The sequence below is a fragment of the Streptomyces cucumeris genome, assembly GCF_024295805.1.
GTDB classification, from domain to species: domain Bacteria; phylum Actinomycetota; class Actinomycetes; order Streptomycetales; family Streptomycetaceae; genus Streptomyces; species Streptomyces cucumeris.
In genome coordinates this window covers 20,601-37,313 of sequence record NZ_JANCLX010000012.1, presented here as the reverse complement: position 1 = coordinate 37,313, position 16,713 = coordinate 20,601, and the positions used below count along the sequence as shown (strand labels likewise).

The following is a 16,713-nucleotide window of genomic DNA, read 5'->3' as shown; positions in this document are numbered from 1 at the left end:
GGAGGTCAGTCCTGGCGTTCACCGGGGTCGAGGGGTGGAGCGACGACACCGCAGTGGTAGGCGCACTGGGGGCGACACGGGGCGCACGGGCCCTCCTCGCGCCCCGCGGCGGCCGCCGCCTCCGCGGGCACCCCGGCGCCCTCCCGCGGCGCCTCCGGCACCTTCAGCACATCCGATCGCACCATGGTCCAGGCGAGGAGGGCGCCCAGGACCAGCACCACCGCACAGATCGGCATCGCCCGCCGGAACGCCTCCGAGAAACGGTCCGCGGACCGGTACGCCTCCTCGCTCATCCCCGCCAGCAGCGGCAGCGCCGCCACCGCGACCAGGCCCGCCGCCCGCGCCGCCGCGTTGTTGATCCCGCTGGCCAGACCCGCCCGCGCGACGTCCACCGAGGCCAGCACGGTCGCGGTCAGCGGGGCGACCAGCACCACCATGCCCAGCCCCATCACCAGCAGCGCGGGCAGGATGTCCCGCCAGTAGACCGCGCCCACCCCCGCCCGGGTCATCAGCAGCATCCCGGCCGCGCACAGCAGCGGGCCGACGGTCAGCGGGATCCGCGGACCGATCCGCTTGCCGAGCTCGCCCGAGCGGGCCGAGAGCAGCAGCATCAGCACGGTGGTCGGCAGCAGCGCGGTGCCCGCCCCCAGGGCGGAGTAGCCCACGACCACCTGGAGGTTCAGCACGGACAGGAAGAAGAAGCCGCCGAAGGCCGCGTACACGCACAGCGTCACCGCGTTCACCGCGCTGAACTGGCGCGAGGAGAAGAGCGACAGCGGCAGCATCGGATCGGGGCGACGGCGTTCCACGACGATGAAGGCCACCCCCATCAGCACCCCGAGCACCGCCGGAACCACCACGGCGGGCGATCCGCCACCGCCCGGCGCGGCGATCAGCGCATAGGTCACCAGGGCCAGCGAGAGCGCGCCCAGGGCGGCGCCGAGGACGTCGAACCGGCCGTGCGCTGCCGGATCGCGGGTCTCGGGCACATGGCGCAGCGCGACCGGCACACACACCGCCGCCAGCGGCACATTGAGGAAGAACACCCAGCGCCAGCCCGGTCCGTCGACCAGCCAGCCGCCGAGGAACGGTCCGATCGCCGCGCCGACGCCGCCGAACCCGGACCACAGCCCGACCGCCCGCGCCCGGTCGTCGGGGTGGATCACGGACTGGATCAGGGCGAGCGAACCGGGGGTGAGCAGCGCCCCGCCGATGCCCTGGAGGGCGCGGGCGACGATCAGCACCCCGGCGTTCGGCGCCAGCCCGCACAGCAGGGACGCGAGGGCGAACCACACCACACCGAGCACGAAGATCCGCCGCCGTCCGAACCGGTCGCCGAGCGCCCCGCCCAGCAGGATCAGCCCGGCGAGGGTGAGCATGTAGGCGTTGACGGTCCACTGGAGGACGGCCAGGTCGGCATCGAGGTCGAGGCCGATCCGGGGCAGCGCCACATTGACCACGGTGCTGTCGAGCAGCGCCATCGCGGACCCGAGCACGGTGGTGAGCACCACCCAGCGTCCGGCGGGTTCGGAGAGCCGCAGCATCGGCTCCCGCCCGCCGGGCGGGCCGCCGTCCGCCGCCTCCCCGCGCGCCGCCGGGGGCCGGGGCGAGGATTCGCTCATACCTGGATCATCCTCGCGCCGCGCGGCCGGGGCCAGCCCACGGACGGGCACGGTGACACACCGGGGGCCGGAGCGCGAGCCGTGGAGACGGGCCGGGCCCGGGACTCCGCCGCGATGGCGGGGCCCCGGGCCCGGACGGCACGGCTGCGCCGGAGCGCGACCGTGTCAGGTGCTGAGCGTTACTTGCTGAGGCTGGTACCCGTGGAGCGCAGGTTGCCGCACGCCTGGGTGACGCGCTCGGCCATGCCCTTCTCGGCCAGCTTGCCCCAGCTACGCGGGTCGTAGGTCTTCTTGTTGCCGACCTCGCCGTCGACCTTGAGCACACCGTCGTAGTTACGGAACATGTGGTCCGCGACCGGGCGGGTGAAGGCGTACTGGGTGTCGGTGTCGAGGTTCATCTTCACGACACCGTTCTCCAGCGCGGTGAGGATCTCCTGCTCGGTGGAGCCGGAGCCGCCGTGGAAGACGAAGTCGAACGGGTCCTGCTGACCGGTCTTCGCGGCGATCCCGTCCTGGAGCTGGCGCAGCAGCTCCGGGCGGAGGACCACATTGCCCGGCTTGTAGACGCCGTGGACGTTGCCGAAGGACGCGGCCAGCAGGTAGCGGCCCTTCTCCCCCAGGCCCAGGGCCTCGGCGGTGCGCTCGACATCGGCGACGGTGGTGTACAGCTCGTCGTTGATCTCGTGCGTGACGCCGTCCTCCTCGCCACCGGTCGGGGTGATCTCGACCTCGAGGATGATCTTGGCCTTGACGGCCTCGGCGAGCAGCTCCTGCGCGATGGAGAGGTTGTCGTCCAGCTTCTCCGCGGAGCCGTCCCACATGTGGGACTGGAACAGCGGGCTCTGCCCGCCGGCCACCCGCTCCTGGGAGATCTTGAGCAGCGGACGGACATAGCCGTCCAGCTTGTCCTTGGGGCAGTGGTCGGTGTGCAGCGCGATGTTCACCGGGTACTTCTTGGCGACGACGTGCGCGAACTCGGCGAGCGCGACCGCGCCCGTGACCATGTCCTTGCTGTACTGGCCACCCAGGAACTCCGCACCACCGGTGGAGATCTGGACGATGCCGTCGCTTTCCGCCTCGGCGAAACCACGCAGGGCGGCGTGCAGGGTCTGGGTCGAGGTCACATTGATCGCCGGGTAGGCGAACTTGCCTGCCTTCGCCCGGTCGAGCATCTCGTTGTAGATCTCAGGGGATGCGATGGGCATCTGTCCGCTCCTTGTGATGTGCGGGTGAGGTTCTGGGCCCTGACCTAGAGGGGCGACGTCATCGTCGTGGCCATCCTTCCAGACTCCGCCGATTGCTCCACCCGGCGCACTCGGGGATGACACGGAAGGGGGCGGGTGGTTTCACGTGAAACCACCCATGTCGGCGAGTGTGCGACCGCTCGCGACGGACCGTCTCAGCTCAGGCCGAGATCGGCCAGCGAGTAGGCGGGGAGGTAGCGGAACCCGGCGTCGGCGATGGCCGGGGCGGCCCCGCGCTCGACGATCGTGGCGACCGCGACGACCTCGGCGCCCGCCTCACGCGCCGCCTCGACGGCGGTCAGCGGGGAGCCGCCGGTGGTGGAGGTGTCCTCGACGATCAGCACCCGGCGGCCCGCGATGTCCGGGCCCTCGATCCGCCGCTGCAGACCGTGGGTCTTCTGCGCCTTGCGGACCACGAACGCGTCGAGGCGGCGGCCCCGGGCCGCGGCCGCGTGCAGCATGGACGTGGCCACCGGGTCGGCACCCAGGGTGAGCCCGCCCACCGCGTCGTACTCCAGCTCGGCTGTCGCATCAAGCATGACCTGCCCGACCAGCGGCGCGGCCTCGGCGTCCAGGGTGATCCGGCGCAGGTCGATGTAGTAGTCGGCCTCCCGCCCGGAGGAGAGGGTCACCTTGCCGTGGACCACGGCCTTGTCCTTGATCTGCCGCAGCAGGGCGTCACGCGCATCGCTCATGCCGTCGAGCTTATGCGGTGTGCCGTGACGCCCCGCGACACCCTCCTGAGGGCCGGCTACGCCAGGCTCCGCCAACTCCAGACCATGGCCATCTCCAGCGGGTCGATGGGCGTGACCAGGCGCGGCAGGGTGTTGAGACCGTTGGGCGGACCGGACTGCGGCTCGACGCACACCGCCTCGGTCTGCTCGTCGTAGATCACCACCCACTCGCTGCGGCTGGTGACCTTCAGCTCCAGCCGCCCGGGCCAGGTGAGGGTGACGTCCACCCCGGCGGGCATACCGAAGCAGTCGTCCCACGGACCGGGCCGGGGCGGGATCCGGTTGCCGTTCGGGAGGTGGTCCGCACCGCGCTCCTCCTGCCACTCGGCGTCGAAACCGAGCCGGACCTCCTCACCGCCGTCCTCCAGGGTGCGCCGGAACCACGGGTGCCAGCCCGCCTGGGCCGGGAACGAGTCCCCCTCGGTCTCCACGCTCATCGTCGCGGTCAGCCCGTCCGGGGTCAGCTCGAAGGTCTGGGTGACCCGGCCCTGGTAGGGCCACGGGTCCGCGAGGTCATAGGTGAAGGCGGCGGAGGTGGGACCGGTGGCGACCGTGCGCCAGACGGTGTCCCGGCCGGTGCCGTGGATCGCGTGCGGCGGTGCGTTCACGGGCAGTTGATGCATCCGCCCACCGTTGCGGAACCGTCCGAGGTCGACCCGGCCGCACCACGGCACCATCGGGAAGGCGCCGTATCGCGGGCCCTGGCGCAGCAGTTCGGTACCGCCGACGCGCAACGAGGCCACGCGGCAGCCGTGGTCGGGCGAAACGGTCAGCTCGGCGTCACCGGCGGTCAGCCGGACGCCCTTGGTCTCCGTGGTCTCTTCGGTCACGCCCACGACCCTATGCGCAGCGGCTCGTCCGGCGGTCGCTCAGCGGCCACGGCTCACCGGCGGCGACTCACCGACGGCAGCTCACCGGCGGCGGCGGAGCACCCGGCGGCCGACGACGACGGCGGAGGCGAGCACCACGGCCGCGGCGGGCGCGGCCCAGCGCAGCGCGGCGCTGGTGGACACCGTCTCCGGCGCGGGGACCGGGGCGTAGCGGCCGCGGGGCGGGGCGTGGTCGACCTCCTCGGTGGAGCGGCCGATCATCGTCCGGCGGGCGTGGGCCGCCTCGGCCGGGGGCTCGTCCTCGGCCTCGCCCAGGCCGCTGGCCTCGTCCATCGATCCGACGCCGTTCACCCCGTCCACGTCGTCGAGGTCGCCGACGTCGTCCAGCTCGCCGAATCCGGCCTCGGCCGCCTCACGGGCCGCCTGGTCGTCGTCGAGGTCCGCGTGCGGATCGAGGGAGGAGGGCGGGATGTCGGTGTCGAAGACCGACCGCGGCCCGTCATCGGCGGCCTCCGACGTCGCCGGCGCGTCCTTGGCGTCGGACGCGTCCGGGGCGGCGGGGGTGACCGGGGATGTCTCCAGCCCGGAGGCCAGCGCCGCGGCGAAGCGGTCCAGCAGCCGTCGGGCGGCCGTCTCCACGGCCTCGTCGTCGAACTCGGCGAGCCGGCCCTCGCTGTGCACCGTTCCGGAACAGACCAGGGTGGTGCCGCCCTCGGCGGCCTTCGGGGTGATGGTCAGCGTGACCTTGACCGAGCCGCTGCCGCGGGCCTCGGTCCCCTCGCCCTCGGCCTCGAAGACGCCCTCACGCTCACCGACGCGCAGGGCACCGCGGTAGGTGATGGTGGATCCGCCGATGCGCAGCCGCAGCCGGCCTGCGAGCGGTCCCGCCGCCTCGTCGGCGTCCTGCTGGAGCCCGGGGACACAGCGGGCGATGCGATCGGGCTCCGCGAGTGCCAGCCGGACGGTGTCGACGGGAAACGGAACGAAAACCTCATGCTCCATGACTCCAGACACTACCCACCACGCGCGCCGTGAGACCCGTTCCGGCGCAACTTTCGATCCCGGCTCCCGCGAATTGCCGACCCGCCCCCGGTCCATGCGCTAGGCCGCGTCCTGTGGATCGTCGCCGGACCCGCGGACGGCCCGGGCGCTCCGGCGACCATCAGTACCGCGGTCGCATCAGTGTGGAGGCGGGCAGTCCGGGCTGTCGGTGGCGCTCGGCGTCACGGGCGGCGGCCCGGAGTCCGCCGGGGGTCAGGAAGTGCGGACGCGGACCGCCCGGGGACAGCCGCAGCGGCACCGGGGCACGGGCCGCGAGCAGGAAGCCCCAATCGCGCGGCGCCTCGTCGGTCCCCGGCACCGAGAACAGCGGCCGCCGGGCACCGATCACATACGGCACGGTCCGCAGCCCGGCGGACCGGATCGTGGCGTCGACCGTCCAGTAGGTGTGCGACCGGGGGCGCAGCGCGCCCGCATGGACGACCAGCCGCCCACCGGGCGCCAGCACCCGCTCGGCCAGTCCGTAGAACTCCTGGGAGTAGAACTTGGTGCTGGGGGTGAGCCGCGGATCCGGCAGATCGCTGACCACCACGTCATACGCGGCACGCCGCCGCAGCCAGTCGAAGGCGTCGGCGGTGACCACCCGCACCCGGGGGTCGCGGTAGGCGCGGCCGTTGAGCGCCGAGAGCTCGGGGTCACGGCGGGCCAGCCGCACCACCGCCGGATCACGCTCCACGACGGTGACCGACCGGACCCCGGCGTACCGCAGCACCTCACGGGCCGCGAGCCCGTCGCCGCCGCCCAGCACCAGGACGCGGCCGTGCCGTCCGGAGACCATGGCCGGGTGGACCAGCGCGTCGTGGTAGCGGACCTCGTCGCGCCCGGAGACCGCCAGCCGTCCGTCCAGGAAGAGCGCCAGCGGCCGCCCGCTGGTCCGGCCGCCCGCGAGCACCACCTCCTGGACACCGCTGCGCAGTGCCACGCGGACCCCGGGGCCGTAGACCGCCTGCCGGGCGGCCCGCTCGAAGGAGGGGGTGAACGCGACACCCGCGGCCAGCAGGGACAGCACCGTCACATTGGTGACGATCAGCGCCCAGTGCGCCCGGCGGCTCAGATCGCGGCGGAACAGCCACAGCACCAGCGCCGCGCCCGCCACCACGTTGACCGCGCCGGTGACCAGCGCGCCGGTCAACTGCCCGAAGGAGGGCAGCAGCAGAAAGGGAAAGGCGAGCCCGCCGACCAGCGCGCCCACATAGTCCGCCGCGAACAGATCGGCGACCGCGCCGCCCGCGTCCTGCCGCCGCACCCGCTGGATGAGGGTCATCAGCAGCGGTACTTCGGCACCGATGAGGACACCGATGGCCAGGGAGAAACCGACCAGCGCGGAGCGGGAGTGGCCGCACCACGCGAAACTCGCGTACAGCGCCATCGCCGAGCAGCCGCCGACCAGCGCGAGCATCGCCTCGACCGCGCCGAAGCCGACGGCCGCCCGGCAGCGCAGCCGCTTGGCCAGCAGGGAGCCCAGTCCCATGGCGAACACCATCACCGACAGCACCACGGATGCCTGGGTGACCGAATCGCCGGACAAGTACGAGGCCAGGGCGACGAGTTCGAGCTCGTAGACGAGACCGCAGGCGGCGCAGACGAAGACGGTGAGCAGGACGACGAAGCGGCCGAATCCGGCCCGGACGGGCAGTCGCACCGGAGGCTCGGACTCCGGCGACGGCGCATCCGAGACGGCGGACGTCGGCGCATCGATCACAAAGGGAACGTTACGTCACATAATGCTTACTGTTCGTCACCCACACGGGTGCATTGACGGGCATACATCCGTACGCCGCACGGACTCGCCTACGAGCCCATCCCCCGTCAGCCGCAGTGGACTTGGGCCGGAAGGCCGCCCTCCGGCGCCTGACCCGGCAGCGCCTCCGCGGCCGGTGGCCGCAGCCCGGCCGGACGCCGGGCCCCCACGAAGGTGCGGGTGGTCACCAGCCGCCCCTCCTGGGGATAGGCGTGCCAGGTCCGCCAGCCCACCGTGCCCTCGTGCCACTGTGCGAGCAGTGCGGTGAACGCGTGCGGGCTGCCCGGAAACGTGCCCGCCAGACCGTGCGGATGGTCGGCGACCAGGGCCAGCAGCTCCTGGGCGCGCCCGGCGAAGGACCCCTCCGACAACTCCTCGACCCGTGCCGCGAATTCGTACTCGCGGCCCTCGACGAGGGTGGAGACACCCAGGGGGAGCGGGGTGCTGCTGCCGGACATACAGGCGACGGTCTCCGAGCAGTGGCCGTCCGCACCGTCGAGCAGAACCTGGTGGGAGGCGCCGAGCAGCCTCAACTGCATCGAATAGCCGTGGAGTTGAAGATCGAGTACGGCCAGGGCGGGGAGTGGCTCGCGCCCCAGGCACCAGGCGAGATCAGCGGCGCGGGTATCGGTGTAAGCAGTCTTGAGGGTCGTGAGCATGGGTCGGCTCCGCAAGCACGCAGTGGAAAGGTGGGCCGGCTCGCCCCGCGGTGGACCAGGGGTATACGCATACGCCGGCTCGTGCCCACGTGGGGTCCGTTGGGTCGGTGGTGGTATACGGAATCATGAAATGCTCGGCGCCACATCGTTTTTACCCACCTTCACCAGGTTTCCACCCTCTAGGGCGCCCACCAGATCAAGTGTTCAACAACCGCGCGCCCGGCGCACGATGGCACGCCGGGCACGAGATATGAATTCTATGGGCCGTCAGTTGATCGTCCGAGCAGGGAAATCGGTGCAATTCCGGAGGATGCGGGACCGTACGGAACCCCCTCCGGCGCGGCCGTCAGCTACCGCCGCCGCCACCGCCACCGCAGCCACCCCCGCCTCCGCCGCCACCGCACGACGAGCCACCGCCGCAGGAGGAACCGCCTCCGCAGGATGAGCCCCCTCCGCACGATGAACCGCCGGAGCTTCCGCCGCCGGCCCACCAGCTACCCGAGGACCCGCCGTAGCCCCGCCGGGGCCGTGCCGAATGCCCCTTCGCGCGGCCCGCCCCCAGCGCGGCCAGCGCCACGACCGTGAAGGCCACCACGACGAAGACAATGACAGAAACCATGCGTCCTCACTCTCCTTCCACGCCCCCGTACAGCGAGGTACCGCGTCGTACCTGACCCGCTCATGCCCGTCGGCGCCACGGCCGAAAGCGGAGTTGAGGAAGTCCAGAGGTTCGACGGAGGATGGCGGCATGGGACGACCGCTGCTCAACCGCCGACTGGCCGCATTCGGCACCACGATCTTCGCGGAGATGTCCGCGCTCGCCGTCAGCACCGGCGCGATCAATCTGGGCCAGGGATTTCCCGACACCGACGGTCCGGAGGAGGTGCGGGAGGCCGCCGTGCGCGCACTGCGCGACGGCCGCGGCAATCAGTACCCGCCCGGCCCCGGTGTGCCCGAACTGCGCACCGCCATCGCCGAGCACCAGCTCCGCTGGTACGGACTGACCTTCGACCCGGACCGTGAGGTGCTGGTCACCGCGGGTGCCACCGAGGCGATCGCGGCCTCGCTGCTGGCACTGGTGGAGCCGGGCGACGAGGTGATCGCCCTGGAGCCGTACTACGACTCCTACGCCGCCAGCATCGCCATGGCGGGCGGCACCCGGGTCCCGGTCACCCTCCGGCCTCGGGGTGACGGCTTCGGTCTTGACCTGGACGAACTGCGGGCCGCCGTCACCGACCGCACCCGCCTCATCCTGCTCAACACCCCGCACAACCCCACCGGCACCGTGCTGACCACCGCCGAGCTGGCCGCCGTCGCCGAGCTGGCCGTGGAGCGCGATCTGCTGGTGGTGACCGACGAGGTCTATGAGCACCTGGTCTTCGACACCGGCCACACCCCGCTGGTCTCCTTCCCCGGTATGCGCGAGCGCACGGTGACCATCGGCAGCGCGGGCAAGACCTTCTCCTTCACCGGCTGGAAGGTCGGCTGGGTGACCGGCTCCCCCGAGCTGGTCACGGCGGTGCGCTCGGCCAAGCAGTATCTGACCTTCGTCTCCGCGGGGCCCTTCCAGTACGCGGTCGCCGAGGCGCTGCGGCTGCCGGACGAGTACTTCCACGGCATCCGCGAGGATCTGCGCGCCAAGCGCGATCTGCTGGCCGACGGGCTGGCCGACGCGGGCTTCCGGGTCTACCGCCCCTCGGGCACGTACTTCATCACCACCGACATCCGCCCGCTCGGCGAGAGCGACGGCTTCGCTTTCTGCCGCTCGCTGCCCGAGCGCTGCGGGGTGGTGGCCGTACCGAACGCGGTCTTCTACGACCACCAGGACCAGGGCGCGCCCTTCGTGCGGTTCGCCTTCTGCAAGCGCGCCAGTGTGCTCACCGAGGCGGTCGGACGGCTCAAGGGCCTGTCGGGCTGAACCCCGGGACCCGGGAGCCCGGAAAAAGCGTGAGCCCGGCCGTGCACCGCCGCCCTGCGGGGGCGGTGCCTCGACCGGGCTCCGCTGTGTCTCGCGGACCGGGGCCCCGGAAGGGGTCCCTCAGCTCTCGTCGTCCGGCTTCTCGCCGTCGGACTCGATGTCGGCCTCCAGGCCCAGCTGCTCGACCAGCCACTTGTCGAACTCGATGGAAGCCCGCACCCAGCTCACCGTGCTGGACACGAAGTGCTCCAGGCTGACGCCGGTGCCCGTCAGCATCTGCGCCTCACCGATCAGCCGGACCGCGCCGTCGTCGTTGGTGTGGGTGTAGACCTTCGGCCACAACGTACGGCGGTTCCAGTCGTCGATCGCCTCGAGCAGCCGCGGCTTCTCGTCGATGCCGTGCGGCCGGTCGTAGAACGTCCGGACGGAGAAGACCTGCTGCTCCTCCTCACCACGGAACATGAAGTACGTGCGGAACTGCTCCCACGGCGCGGCGAGGTCCCCCTCCTCGTCGACGACGTACTTCAGCTCCATCTGCTCCAGCAGCTGCTTGACCAGGTCCTGGTCGGGCAGCACGGGGCCACTCGGACCCGCCGGTTCGGGCTCGGGCTGGCCCCCGAAATTCGGAATCGAGGACGGGTCGATGCTCACCGTGGTTTCCCTTCGTATGGATACCGCCATCCTCCCTCACACCCGCCCCCGCATCGCAACCCCGGCCGTATTTTGCGTGATCTCCGTGCCGTGGGGTCCGCGTGATCATCCGCGGACCGGGCCGACCAGGAGGTCGTCACCGGCCCGGTCCACCCGGACCGTGTCACCGTCCCTGACCTCGCCGGACAGGATCTCCTTGGCCAGCCGGTCGCCGATCGCGGTCTGCACCAGACGGCGCAGCGGGCGGGCCCCGTACGCCGGGTCGTTGCCCTCCTCGGCCAGCCAGGCCAGGGCCGCGGGGGTGACATCGAGGGTGAGCCGCCGCTCGGCGAGCCGCCGGGCCAGCGCGCCGATCTGGAGCTCGGCGATCCGGGCCAGCTCCTCCTGGCTGAGCGCGGAGAACACCACCAGATCGTCCAGGCGGTTGAGGAACTCGGGCTTGAAGGAGGTCCGCACGGTCTCCAGGACGCGTCGCTTCTTCTCCTCCTCGCCCATCAGCGGATCCACCAGATACTGGCTGCCGAGGTTGGAGGTGAGTACGAGAATGGTGTTGCGGAAGTCCACCGTGCGGCCCTGGCCGTCGGTGAGCCGTCCGTCGTCGAGGACCTGGAGCAGGATGTCGAAGACCTCCGGGTGGGCCTTCTCCACCTCGTCCAGCAGCACCACGCTGTACGGACGGCGGCGCACGGCCTCGGTGAGCTGGCCGCCCTCCTCGTAGCCGACATAGCCGGGCGGGGCGCCGACCAGCCGGGCCACGCTGTGCTTCTCGCCGTACTCGCTCATGTCGATGCGGACCATGGCCCGCTCGTCGTCGAAGAGGAAGTCCGCGAGCGCCTTGGCCAGCTCGGTCTTGCCGACGCCGGTGGGGCCGAGGAAGAGGAACGAGCCGGTGGGACGGTCGGGGTCGGCGATCCCGGCGCGGGTCCTGCGCACCGCGTCCGAGACGGCACGGACGGCCTCGCTCTGGCCGATCAGCCGCCTGCCGAGCTCGTCCTCCATGCGCAGCAGCTTCCGGGACTCGCCCTCCAGCAGCCGTCCGGCCGGGATACCGGTCCAGGAGGCGACCACATCGGCCACGTCATCCGGGCCGACCTCCTCCTTGACCATGGTGCCGCGGTCCTCCCGCTGCACCTCCTCCTCGGCCGCGGACGCCTCGGCGAGCTCGCGCTCGACGGCCGGGATCTCCCCGTACAGCAGCTTGGAGGCGGTGTCGAAGTCGCCGTCCCGCTGGGCGCGCTCGGCCTGGCCGCGCAGCTCGTCGATCCGCTCCTTGAGCTCACCGACGCGGTTGAGGCCCTGCTTCTCCTTCTCCCATCGCGCCGTCAGCCCGCGCAGCTCCTCCTCCTTGTCGGCGAGGTCACGGCGGAGCTTGTCCAGGCGCTGCTTGCTGGCCGCGTCGGTCTCCCGGGCGAGCGCCATCTCCTCCATCTTCATCCGGTCCACCGAGCGCTGGAGTTCATCGATCTCCACGGGTGAGGAGTCGATCTCCATCCGGAGCCGGGAGGCGGCCTCGTCGACCAGGTCGATCGCCTTGTCGGGCAGGAAACGGGAGGTGATGTAGCGGTCGGAGAGGGCGGCGGCGGCCACCAGCGCGCCGTCCGCGATCTGCACCTTGTGGTGGGCCTCGTAGCGGCCCTTGAGCCCGCGCAGGATGGCGACGGTGTCCTCGACGGTCGGCTCGGAGACCAGCACCTGCTGGAAGCGGCGCTCCAGCGCGGCGTCCTTCTCGATCCGCTCGCGGTACTCGTCGAGGGTGGTGGCGCCGACCATGCGCAGCTCACCGCGGGCCAGCATGGGCTTGAGCATATTGCCCGCGTCCATCGAGGAGTCGCCGCCGGCGCCCGCGCCGACGACGGTGTGCAGCTCGTCGATGAAGGTGATGATCTGGCCGTCGCTGGACTTGATCTCGGCGAGAACGGTCTTCAGCCGCTCCTCGAACTCACCGCGGTACTTGGCGCCCGCGACCATCGCCCCGAGGTCCAGCGCCACCAGCCGCTTGTTCCGCAGGCTCTCGGGGACATCGCCCTTGACGATCCGCTGGGCGAGCCCCTCGACGACGGCGGTCTTGCCGACACCCGGCTCACCGATCAGCACCGGGTTGTTCTTGGTGCGGCGGGAGAGCACCTGCACCACCCGCCGGATCTCCTGGTCCCGGCCGATGACCGGGTCGAGCCGGCCCTCGCGCGCGGCGGCGGTGAAATCGGTGCCGAACTTCTCCAGGGCCTTGTAGGTGCCCTCCGGATCGGGCGTCGTCACCCGCTGTCCACCCCTGACGGTCTCGAACGCGGCGAGCAGCTTCCTGGCGCTCGCCCCCTGCTGGTCGAGCAGCTCCCCGGCCTGGCCGCCCTTGGCGGCGATACCGATGAGGAGGTGCTCGGTGGAGACATAGTCGTCCCCGAGTTCCTTGGCGCGCTGCGAGGCGTCCGCGACGACGGCCAGCAGCTCCCGGCTCGCCTGCGGCGGGGCCACGGTGGAGCCCTGGACGCTGGGCAGCGCGGCGAGCAGCCGCTCGGCGCCGCCGCGCACCTGGACCGCGTCCGCCTCGACGGCGGCCAGCAGGTCCAGCACGTTCTCGTTCTCCTGCCCCTGGAGCAGGGCGAGCAGCAGATGCGCGGGGGTCATGTCCGCATGTCCGGCGGTCACCGCACGGTCATTCGCGGCACTCAGCGCCGCCCGGCTCTTGTTGGTCAGCTCGGCATCCACGTCCCTGTGCTCCTCCTCGCTTCCATGACCCTACTCCTGAGGGTATTCAACCCTGCTCTACCTACCCTCCGTAAACTTGAGTCTATTCCACTCAACTGTGCTGCGCCACCCATCCCGGCCATAGGTTTTGCGCCATGGCCATCGATCCTCGCAATCCGGACCCCGGCTATCTCGCCTTCTGGCGGGAACGCCATGTATGCACCCTGACCACCCCGCGCCCGGACGGCACCCCGCACGTCGTCCCGGTCGGGGTCACCTACGACCCGGAGGGCGGGCTCGCCCGCGTCATCGCCAGCGGCCACAGCCGCAAGGTCGCCCACGTCCGGGCGGCGGGCGAGGCCGGTGCGCGGGTCGCCGTCTGCCAGATGGCGGGCAGGCGCTGGGCGACCCTGGAGGGGATCGCGGTGATCCGCGAGGAGCCCGGGCTGATCGCGGACGCCGAAGCCCGCTACACCGAGCGCTACCAGCGCACCCCGCGCCCCAACCCCGCGCGGGTGCTGATCGAGATCACCCTCACCCGCGCCATGGGCCGCCCCTAGGCCACGTGCGCGGCTCACTCGCCCGTGTGATGGCGCGTCCAGGGATGGCGGACCCGGATCCACACGTCGCGGGCCCGGCGGCCCGCCTCCGTACGGCTCTCGGCCACCGAGGTACGTGCCTGCTCCTCGGTCTCCACCATCGGCCCCGAGCCGCGCAGCGGCCTGCCCGCCGTCTCGTGCAGGAACAGCGTGGCGACCAGCCCCACGGCGCCCGCCGCCATCAGGTAGTACGCGGGCACCAGCGTGTCGTGGGTGGTGGCCACCAGCCAGGAGGCCAGCAGCGGGGTCGTACCGCCGAACAGCGACACGGAGATGTTGTACGAGATCGACAGCGCCCCGTAGCGCAGCCGGGTCGGGAACAGGGCGGGCAGCGTGGCCGCGCTGTTCCCGGCGAAGGTCACCAGCAGCAGCCCCAGCACCAGACAGCCCAGCGCGGGCAGCACGATCCCGCCCTCCTTGATCAGCAGCAGCGACGGCACGGCGAGCACGATCATCGCCACGCTCCCGGCCAGGAACAGCGGCCGCCGCCCCCAGCGGTCCGAACCGCGCCCCACCACGGTGATCGCCAGCGCCACGACCACCATGGTGCCCAGGACGAGCACCTGCGCGGTGGTGGCGTTCTGGCCGAGCGTGGAGGTCATGTACGTCGGGAGGTACGACGTGACCATGTAGTTGGTGACGTTGTAGAGCAGCACCAGACCCATACAGATCAGCACCGCCTGCCAGTGCCGGGTGAAGATCTCCTTCAGCCGCCCCTGGCCGGACTGGCGCGCCTCCTCCACCGGCCGCGGCTCACCGTGCGCCTCCGCCGCCGCGGCGGCCTCGGCCGCCCGCTCGGCCTCCTGCTGGAACGCCGGGGTCTCCTCCAGCCGCAGCCGCATGTACAGGCCGATCAGCCCCATCGGCCCGGCCACCAGGAACGGCACCCGCCAGCCCCAGTCCACCATCCCCTGCTCACCGAGGGCGGCGGTGAGCACCGTGACCAGCCCCGAGCCCAGCGCGTAGCCGATGAAGGTGCCGAAGTCGAGCCAGCTGCCCAGGAATCCGCGGCGGGTGTCCGGTGCGAACTCGGCGATGTACGTGGTGGCCCCGGCGTACTCACCGCCGGTGGAGAAGCCCTGCACCACCCGGCACAGCAGGAGCAGCAGCGGGGCGGTGAACCCGATGGTGTCGTACGACGGAAGCACCCCCACCGCGAAGGTGCCGATCGCCATCATGATCATGGTGGTGGACAGCACCCGCCGCCGTCCGATCCGGTCCCCCAGCGGCCCGAAGAGCAGCCCGCCCAGCGGACGCACCAGGAACGCCACCGCGAAGGTGGCGAAGGTGGCGACCACCTGCGTGGCCGGTTCATCGGCCGGGAAGAACACCTTGCCCAGGGTGACCGCGACATAGGCGTAGACGCCGAAGTCGAACCACTCCATGGTGTTGCCGACCGCCGTGGCCGCCACCGCCCGGCGCATCCGCGGCGGGTCGACCACCGTCACGTCCTTCCGGGACAGCGGCTGCTTGCGGCGGCGCAGCAGCGTCCGCACCATCCGTTCGGTGTGCTCGCTGCCGCCGCCCCGGGGCGGACCGCCCCGGCCCGGCCGCCCCCGGCGGTTCGGGCGGCGCGGCGGTCTCCGTCCGGGGCCGGTGCTCATCGCTCAGCCGCTCACCGCGTCGGCACCCTCAGTCCTCGGCCCGCTCGGCCCGCTCGGCCCGCTCGGCCTGCTCGGCCTGCTCGGCCTGTTCGGCCCGGGCGTAGGTCTCGGCCATCCCACCGGCGAAGTCGTACACCACGACCTGCTCGTCACCGACCACCCACGCGTCATGCCCCGGCGGACAGACGAAGACATCCCCCGGCCCCAGTTCGGCCTCCGCACCGTCCTCCATCCGCAGCCGCATCCGCCCCTGGACCACGAACCCCGTGTGGTGGACCTCGCACAGATGCGTACCGGCGATCGGCCGCAGCGACTCCTTCCACCGCCAGCCCGGTTCGAAGACGCCCACGGCGAAGTCCAGTCCCGTCAGATGCACGGTGTCGAGGTGGCCCCCGGGAAAGTCACGCCGCTCATCGGGCTTGTCGATCGTCTTGACTTCCAACATGGCGGTACCTCCTGCCGTACCTCCATGGTGCGCCTCCCCCGCCGCGCCGTCGCGCCCACCGGGAGCGCCCCGGGACGGGGGGAGACCGGCTCTACTCCGGCCGTCCGGGCCGGGGACGACCGGGCTGGAGGGTCCAGTGGCCGGAGTGACCGGGCGGAAGAGCCAAGTCGCGGCGGACGGCCGCGTAATACGCCTCGCGTGCGGTGCGCTGGCGGGTGAGCAACGCCGACCAGGTCTCCGGGGTCCCACCCCGAGATGGGAGGCGATCCGGTAGGCCAGCGTGACGGTGCGCTTCAGCGCCGTGGCGTAGTCGGCGTAGACCGCCAGCCGGCGTTCTTCCCAGCGGGCTCGGCGGGCGCCGGGGCGGAGCTCATCCGTATGCGGAAGGCCCGGCGGCCGAAGAACGGCCGCCGGGCCTGTCACCCGAAGATCAGGAGACGCTAGTCCTTGGGCTTGGGCCGCCAGACGACCAGTGCGCTGGTCTGCTGGACGTCCTGGTAGCGGACCAGGTCACGCCGGTAGGAGGCGTGGACCTGGGCCTCGCGCTGCTGCATGGCCGCCGCGGCGCCCTCGACCGCGGACTGGAGCTCGGCCACCCGGGCCTGGAGGGCCGCGACCTGGTTCTCCAGTTCGATGATGCGCTTGATCCCGGCGAGGTTGATCCCCTCGTCCTGGGACAGCGCCTGCACCTGGCGGAGCAGATCGATATCGCGCGCGGAGTACCGACGGCCGCGGCCGGGGGTGCGGTCGGGCGAGACCAGGCCGAGGCGGTCGTACTGACGAAGGGTCTGCGGGTGCAGACCGGAGAGCTGAGCTGCCACCGAGATGACGTACACCGGCGACTCGTCGGTCAGCTCGTAGGGATTGCGGGCCCGGCCCGCGCCCCTGCCTCCGATTCCTCCCCGGCCGTGCGGCTCCATGAGGG

General features: G+C 71.8%; 14 protein-coding genes and 1 pseudogene. 2 read left to right on the top strand and 13 right to left on the bottom strand.

The features are described from left to right. Window positions 1-5: 5 nt before the first annotated feature. The 7 genes from NMK44_RS19275 to NMK44_RS19245 all read right to left on the bottom strand — a co-directional run bounded on the left by NMK44_RS19275 (window position 6) and on the right by NMK44_RS19245 (window position 7,889). A complete protein-coding gene (locus NMK44_RS19275) occupies window positions 6-1,544 on the bottom strand; it encodes an MFS transporter (RefSeq protein WP_254744979.1) in 1,539 nt (512 codons plus the stop codon). A 257-nt stretch (window positions 1,545-1,801) separates the two neighbouring features. Then, complete coding sequence (gene fbaA, locus NMK44_RS19270; RefSeq protein ID WP_254744731.1) at window positions 1,802-2,827, bottom strand: class II fructose-bisphosphate aldolase; 1,026 nt, start codon at window positions 2,825-2,827, stop codon at window positions 1,802-1,804. Between the two features lie 194 nt (window positions 2,828-3,021). Beyond that, window positions 3,022-3,561 carry an orotate phosphoribosyltransferase gene (gene pyrE, locus NMK44_RS19265; protein ID WP_254744729.1) on the bottom strand — a complete coding sequence of 180 codons (540 nt, stop codon included), beginning with the start codon at window positions 3,559-3,561 and terminating at the stop codon, window positions 3,022-3,024. 56 nt (window positions 3,562-3,617) lie between these two features. Beyond that, on the bottom strand, window positions 3,618-4,430 hold the full coding sequence (locus NMK44_RS19260) for an aldose epimerase family protein (protein ID WP_254744727.1): 813 nt from the start codon (window positions 4,428-4,430) through the stop codon (window positions 3,618-3,620). 81 nt (window positions 4,431-4,511) lie between these two features. Further along, window positions 4,512-5,432 (bottom strand): SRPBCC family protein, encoded by a 921-nt coding sequence (locus NMK44_RS19255; RefSeq protein ID WP_254744725.1) that lies wholly within the window; start codon window positions 5,430-5,432, stop codon window positions 4,512-4,514. Between the two features lie 160 nt (window positions 5,433-5,592). Then, complete coding sequence (locus NMK44_RS19250) at window positions 5,593-7,191, bottom strand: polyamine aminopropyltransferase (RefSeq protein WP_374215302.1); 1,599 nt, start codon at window positions 7,189-7,191, stop codon at window positions 5,593-5,595. Window positions 7,192-7,298: 107 nt separating this feature from the next. Then, the gene (locus NMK44_RS19245; protein WP_254744723.1) at window positions 7,299-7,889 is read right to left on the bottom strand and encodes a DUF2617 family protein; all 591 of its coding nucleotides are present in this window, start codon (window positions 7,887-7,889) and stop codon (window positions 7,299-7,301) included. Window positions 7,890-8,637: 748 nt separating this feature from the next. Here NMK44_RS19245 and NMK44_RS19240 point away from each other — a divergent pair. Continuing rightward, window positions 8,638-9,807 carry a pyridoxal phosphate-dependent aminotransferase gene (locus NMK44_RS19240; RefSeq protein WP_254744721.1) on the top strand — a complete coding sequence of 390 codons (1,170 nt, stop codon included), beginning with the start codon at window positions 8,638-8,640 and terminating at the stop codon, window positions 9,805-9,807. A gap of 120 nt (window positions 9,808-9,927) precedes the next feature. Here the strand turns inward: NMK44_RS19240 and NMK44_RS19235 are convergent, their stop codons facing one another. Together NMK44_RS19235 and clpB are read right to left on the bottom strand one after the other, a co-directional pair. After that, window positions 9,928-10,458: a YbjN domain-containing protein gene (locus tag NMK44_RS19235; protein ID WP_254744719.1), complete on the bottom strand. Its 531-nt coding sequence runs from the start codon at window positions 10,456-10,458 to the stop codon at window positions 9,928-9,930. Between the two features lie 105 nt (window positions 10,459-10,563). Beyond that, on the bottom strand, window positions 10,564-13,161 hold the full coding sequence (gene clpB / locus NMK44_RS19230) for an ATP-dependent chaperone ClpB (protein WP_254744717.1): 2,598 nt from the start codon (window positions 13,159-13,161) through the stop codon (window positions 10,564-10,566). A gap of 134 nt (window positions 13,162-13,295) precedes the next feature. Between clpB and NMK44_RS19225 the strand changes: the two genes are divergently transcribed. After that, window positions 13,296-13,700: a pyridoxamine 5'-phosphate oxidase family protein gene (locus tag NMK44_RS19225; protein WP_254744715.1), complete on the top strand. Its 405-nt coding sequence runs from the start codon at window positions 13,296-13,298 to the stop codon at window positions 13,698-13,700. A 14-nt stretch (window positions 13,701-13,714) separates the two neighbouring features. On the opposite strand, the gene proP is transcribed toward NMK44_RS19225, so the two are convergent. The 4 genes and pseudogenes from proP to NMK44_RS19205 all read right to left on the bottom strand — a co-directional run bounded on the left by proP (window position 13,715) and on the right by NMK44_RS19205 (window position 16,708). After that, on the bottom strand, window positions 13,715-15,238 hold the full coding sequence (gene proP, locus NMK44_RS19220; RefSeq protein ID WP_254744977.1) for a glycine betaine/L-proline transporter ProP: 1,524 nt from the start codon (window positions 15,236-15,238) through the stop codon (window positions 13,715-13,717). 133 nt (window positions 15,239-15,371) lie between these two features. Continuing rightward, entirely contained in the window at window positions 15,372-15,788 is a 417-nt protein-coding gene (locus NMK44_RS19215; protein WP_254744713.1) for a cupin domain-containing protein, read from the bottom strand. A 91-nt stretch (window positions 15,789-15,879) separates the two neighbouring features. After that, window positions 15,880-16,142 (bottom strand): annotated as a pseudogene (locus NMK44_RS19210) (hypothetical protein); the annotation flags it as partial. An 86-nt stretch (window positions 16,143-16,228) separates the two neighbouring features. Further along, window positions 16,229-16,708 (bottom strand): heat shock protein transcriptional repressor HspR, encoded by a 480-nt coding sequence (locus NMK44_RS19205; protein WP_254744975.1) that lies wholly within the window; start codon window positions 16,706-16,708, stop codon window positions 16,229-16,231. Window positions 16,709-16,713 lie beyond the last annotated feature (5 nt).

What these genes read in the sequence shown, in the direction of transcription:
- proP (WP_254744977.1), bottom strand. Translation starts at nt 15,238, where the DNA reads ATGGTGCGGACGCTGCTGCGCCGCCGCAAGCAGCCGCTGTCCCGGAAG.
- pyrE (WP_254744729.1), bottom strand. Translation starts at nt 3,561, where the DNA reads ATGAGCGATGCGCGTGACGCCCTGCTGCGGCAGATCAAGGACAAGGCC.
- NMK44_RS19255 (WP_254744725.1), bottom strand. Translation starts at nt 5,432, where the DNA reads ATGGAGCATGAGGTTTTCGTTCCGTTTCCCGTCGACACCGTCCGGCTG.
- NMK44_RS19275 (WP_254744979.1), bottom strand. Translation starts at nt 1,544, where the DNA reads ATGCTGCGGCTCTCCGAACCCGCCGGACGCTGGGTGGTGCTCACCACC.
- NMK44_RS19215 (WP_254744713.1), bottom strand. Translation starts at nt 15,788, where the DNA reads ATGTTGGAAGTCAAGACGATCGACAAGCCCGATGAGCGGCGTGACTTT.
- fbaA (WP_254744731.1), bottom strand. Translation starts at nt 2,827, where the DNA reads ATGCCCATCGCATCCCCTGAGATCTACAACGAGATGCTCGACCGGGCG.
- NMK44_RS19245 (WP_254744723.1), bottom strand. Translation starts at nt 7,889, where the DNA reads ATGCTCACGACCCTCAAGACTGCTTACACCGATACCCGCGCCGCTGAT.
- NMK44_RS19205 (WP_254744975.1), bottom strand. Translation starts at nt 16,708, where the DNA reads ATGGAGCCGCACGGCCGGGGAGGAATCGGAGGCAGGGGCGCGGGCCGG.
- NMK44_RS19225 (WP_254744715.1), top strand. Translation starts at nt 13,296, where the DNA reads ATGGCCATCGATCCTCGCAATCCGGACCCCGGCTATCTCGCCTTCTGG.
- NMK44_RS19240 (WP_254744721.1), top strand. Translation starts at nt 8,638, where the DNA reads ATGGGACGACCGCTGCTCAACCGCCGACTGGCCGCATTCGGCACCACG.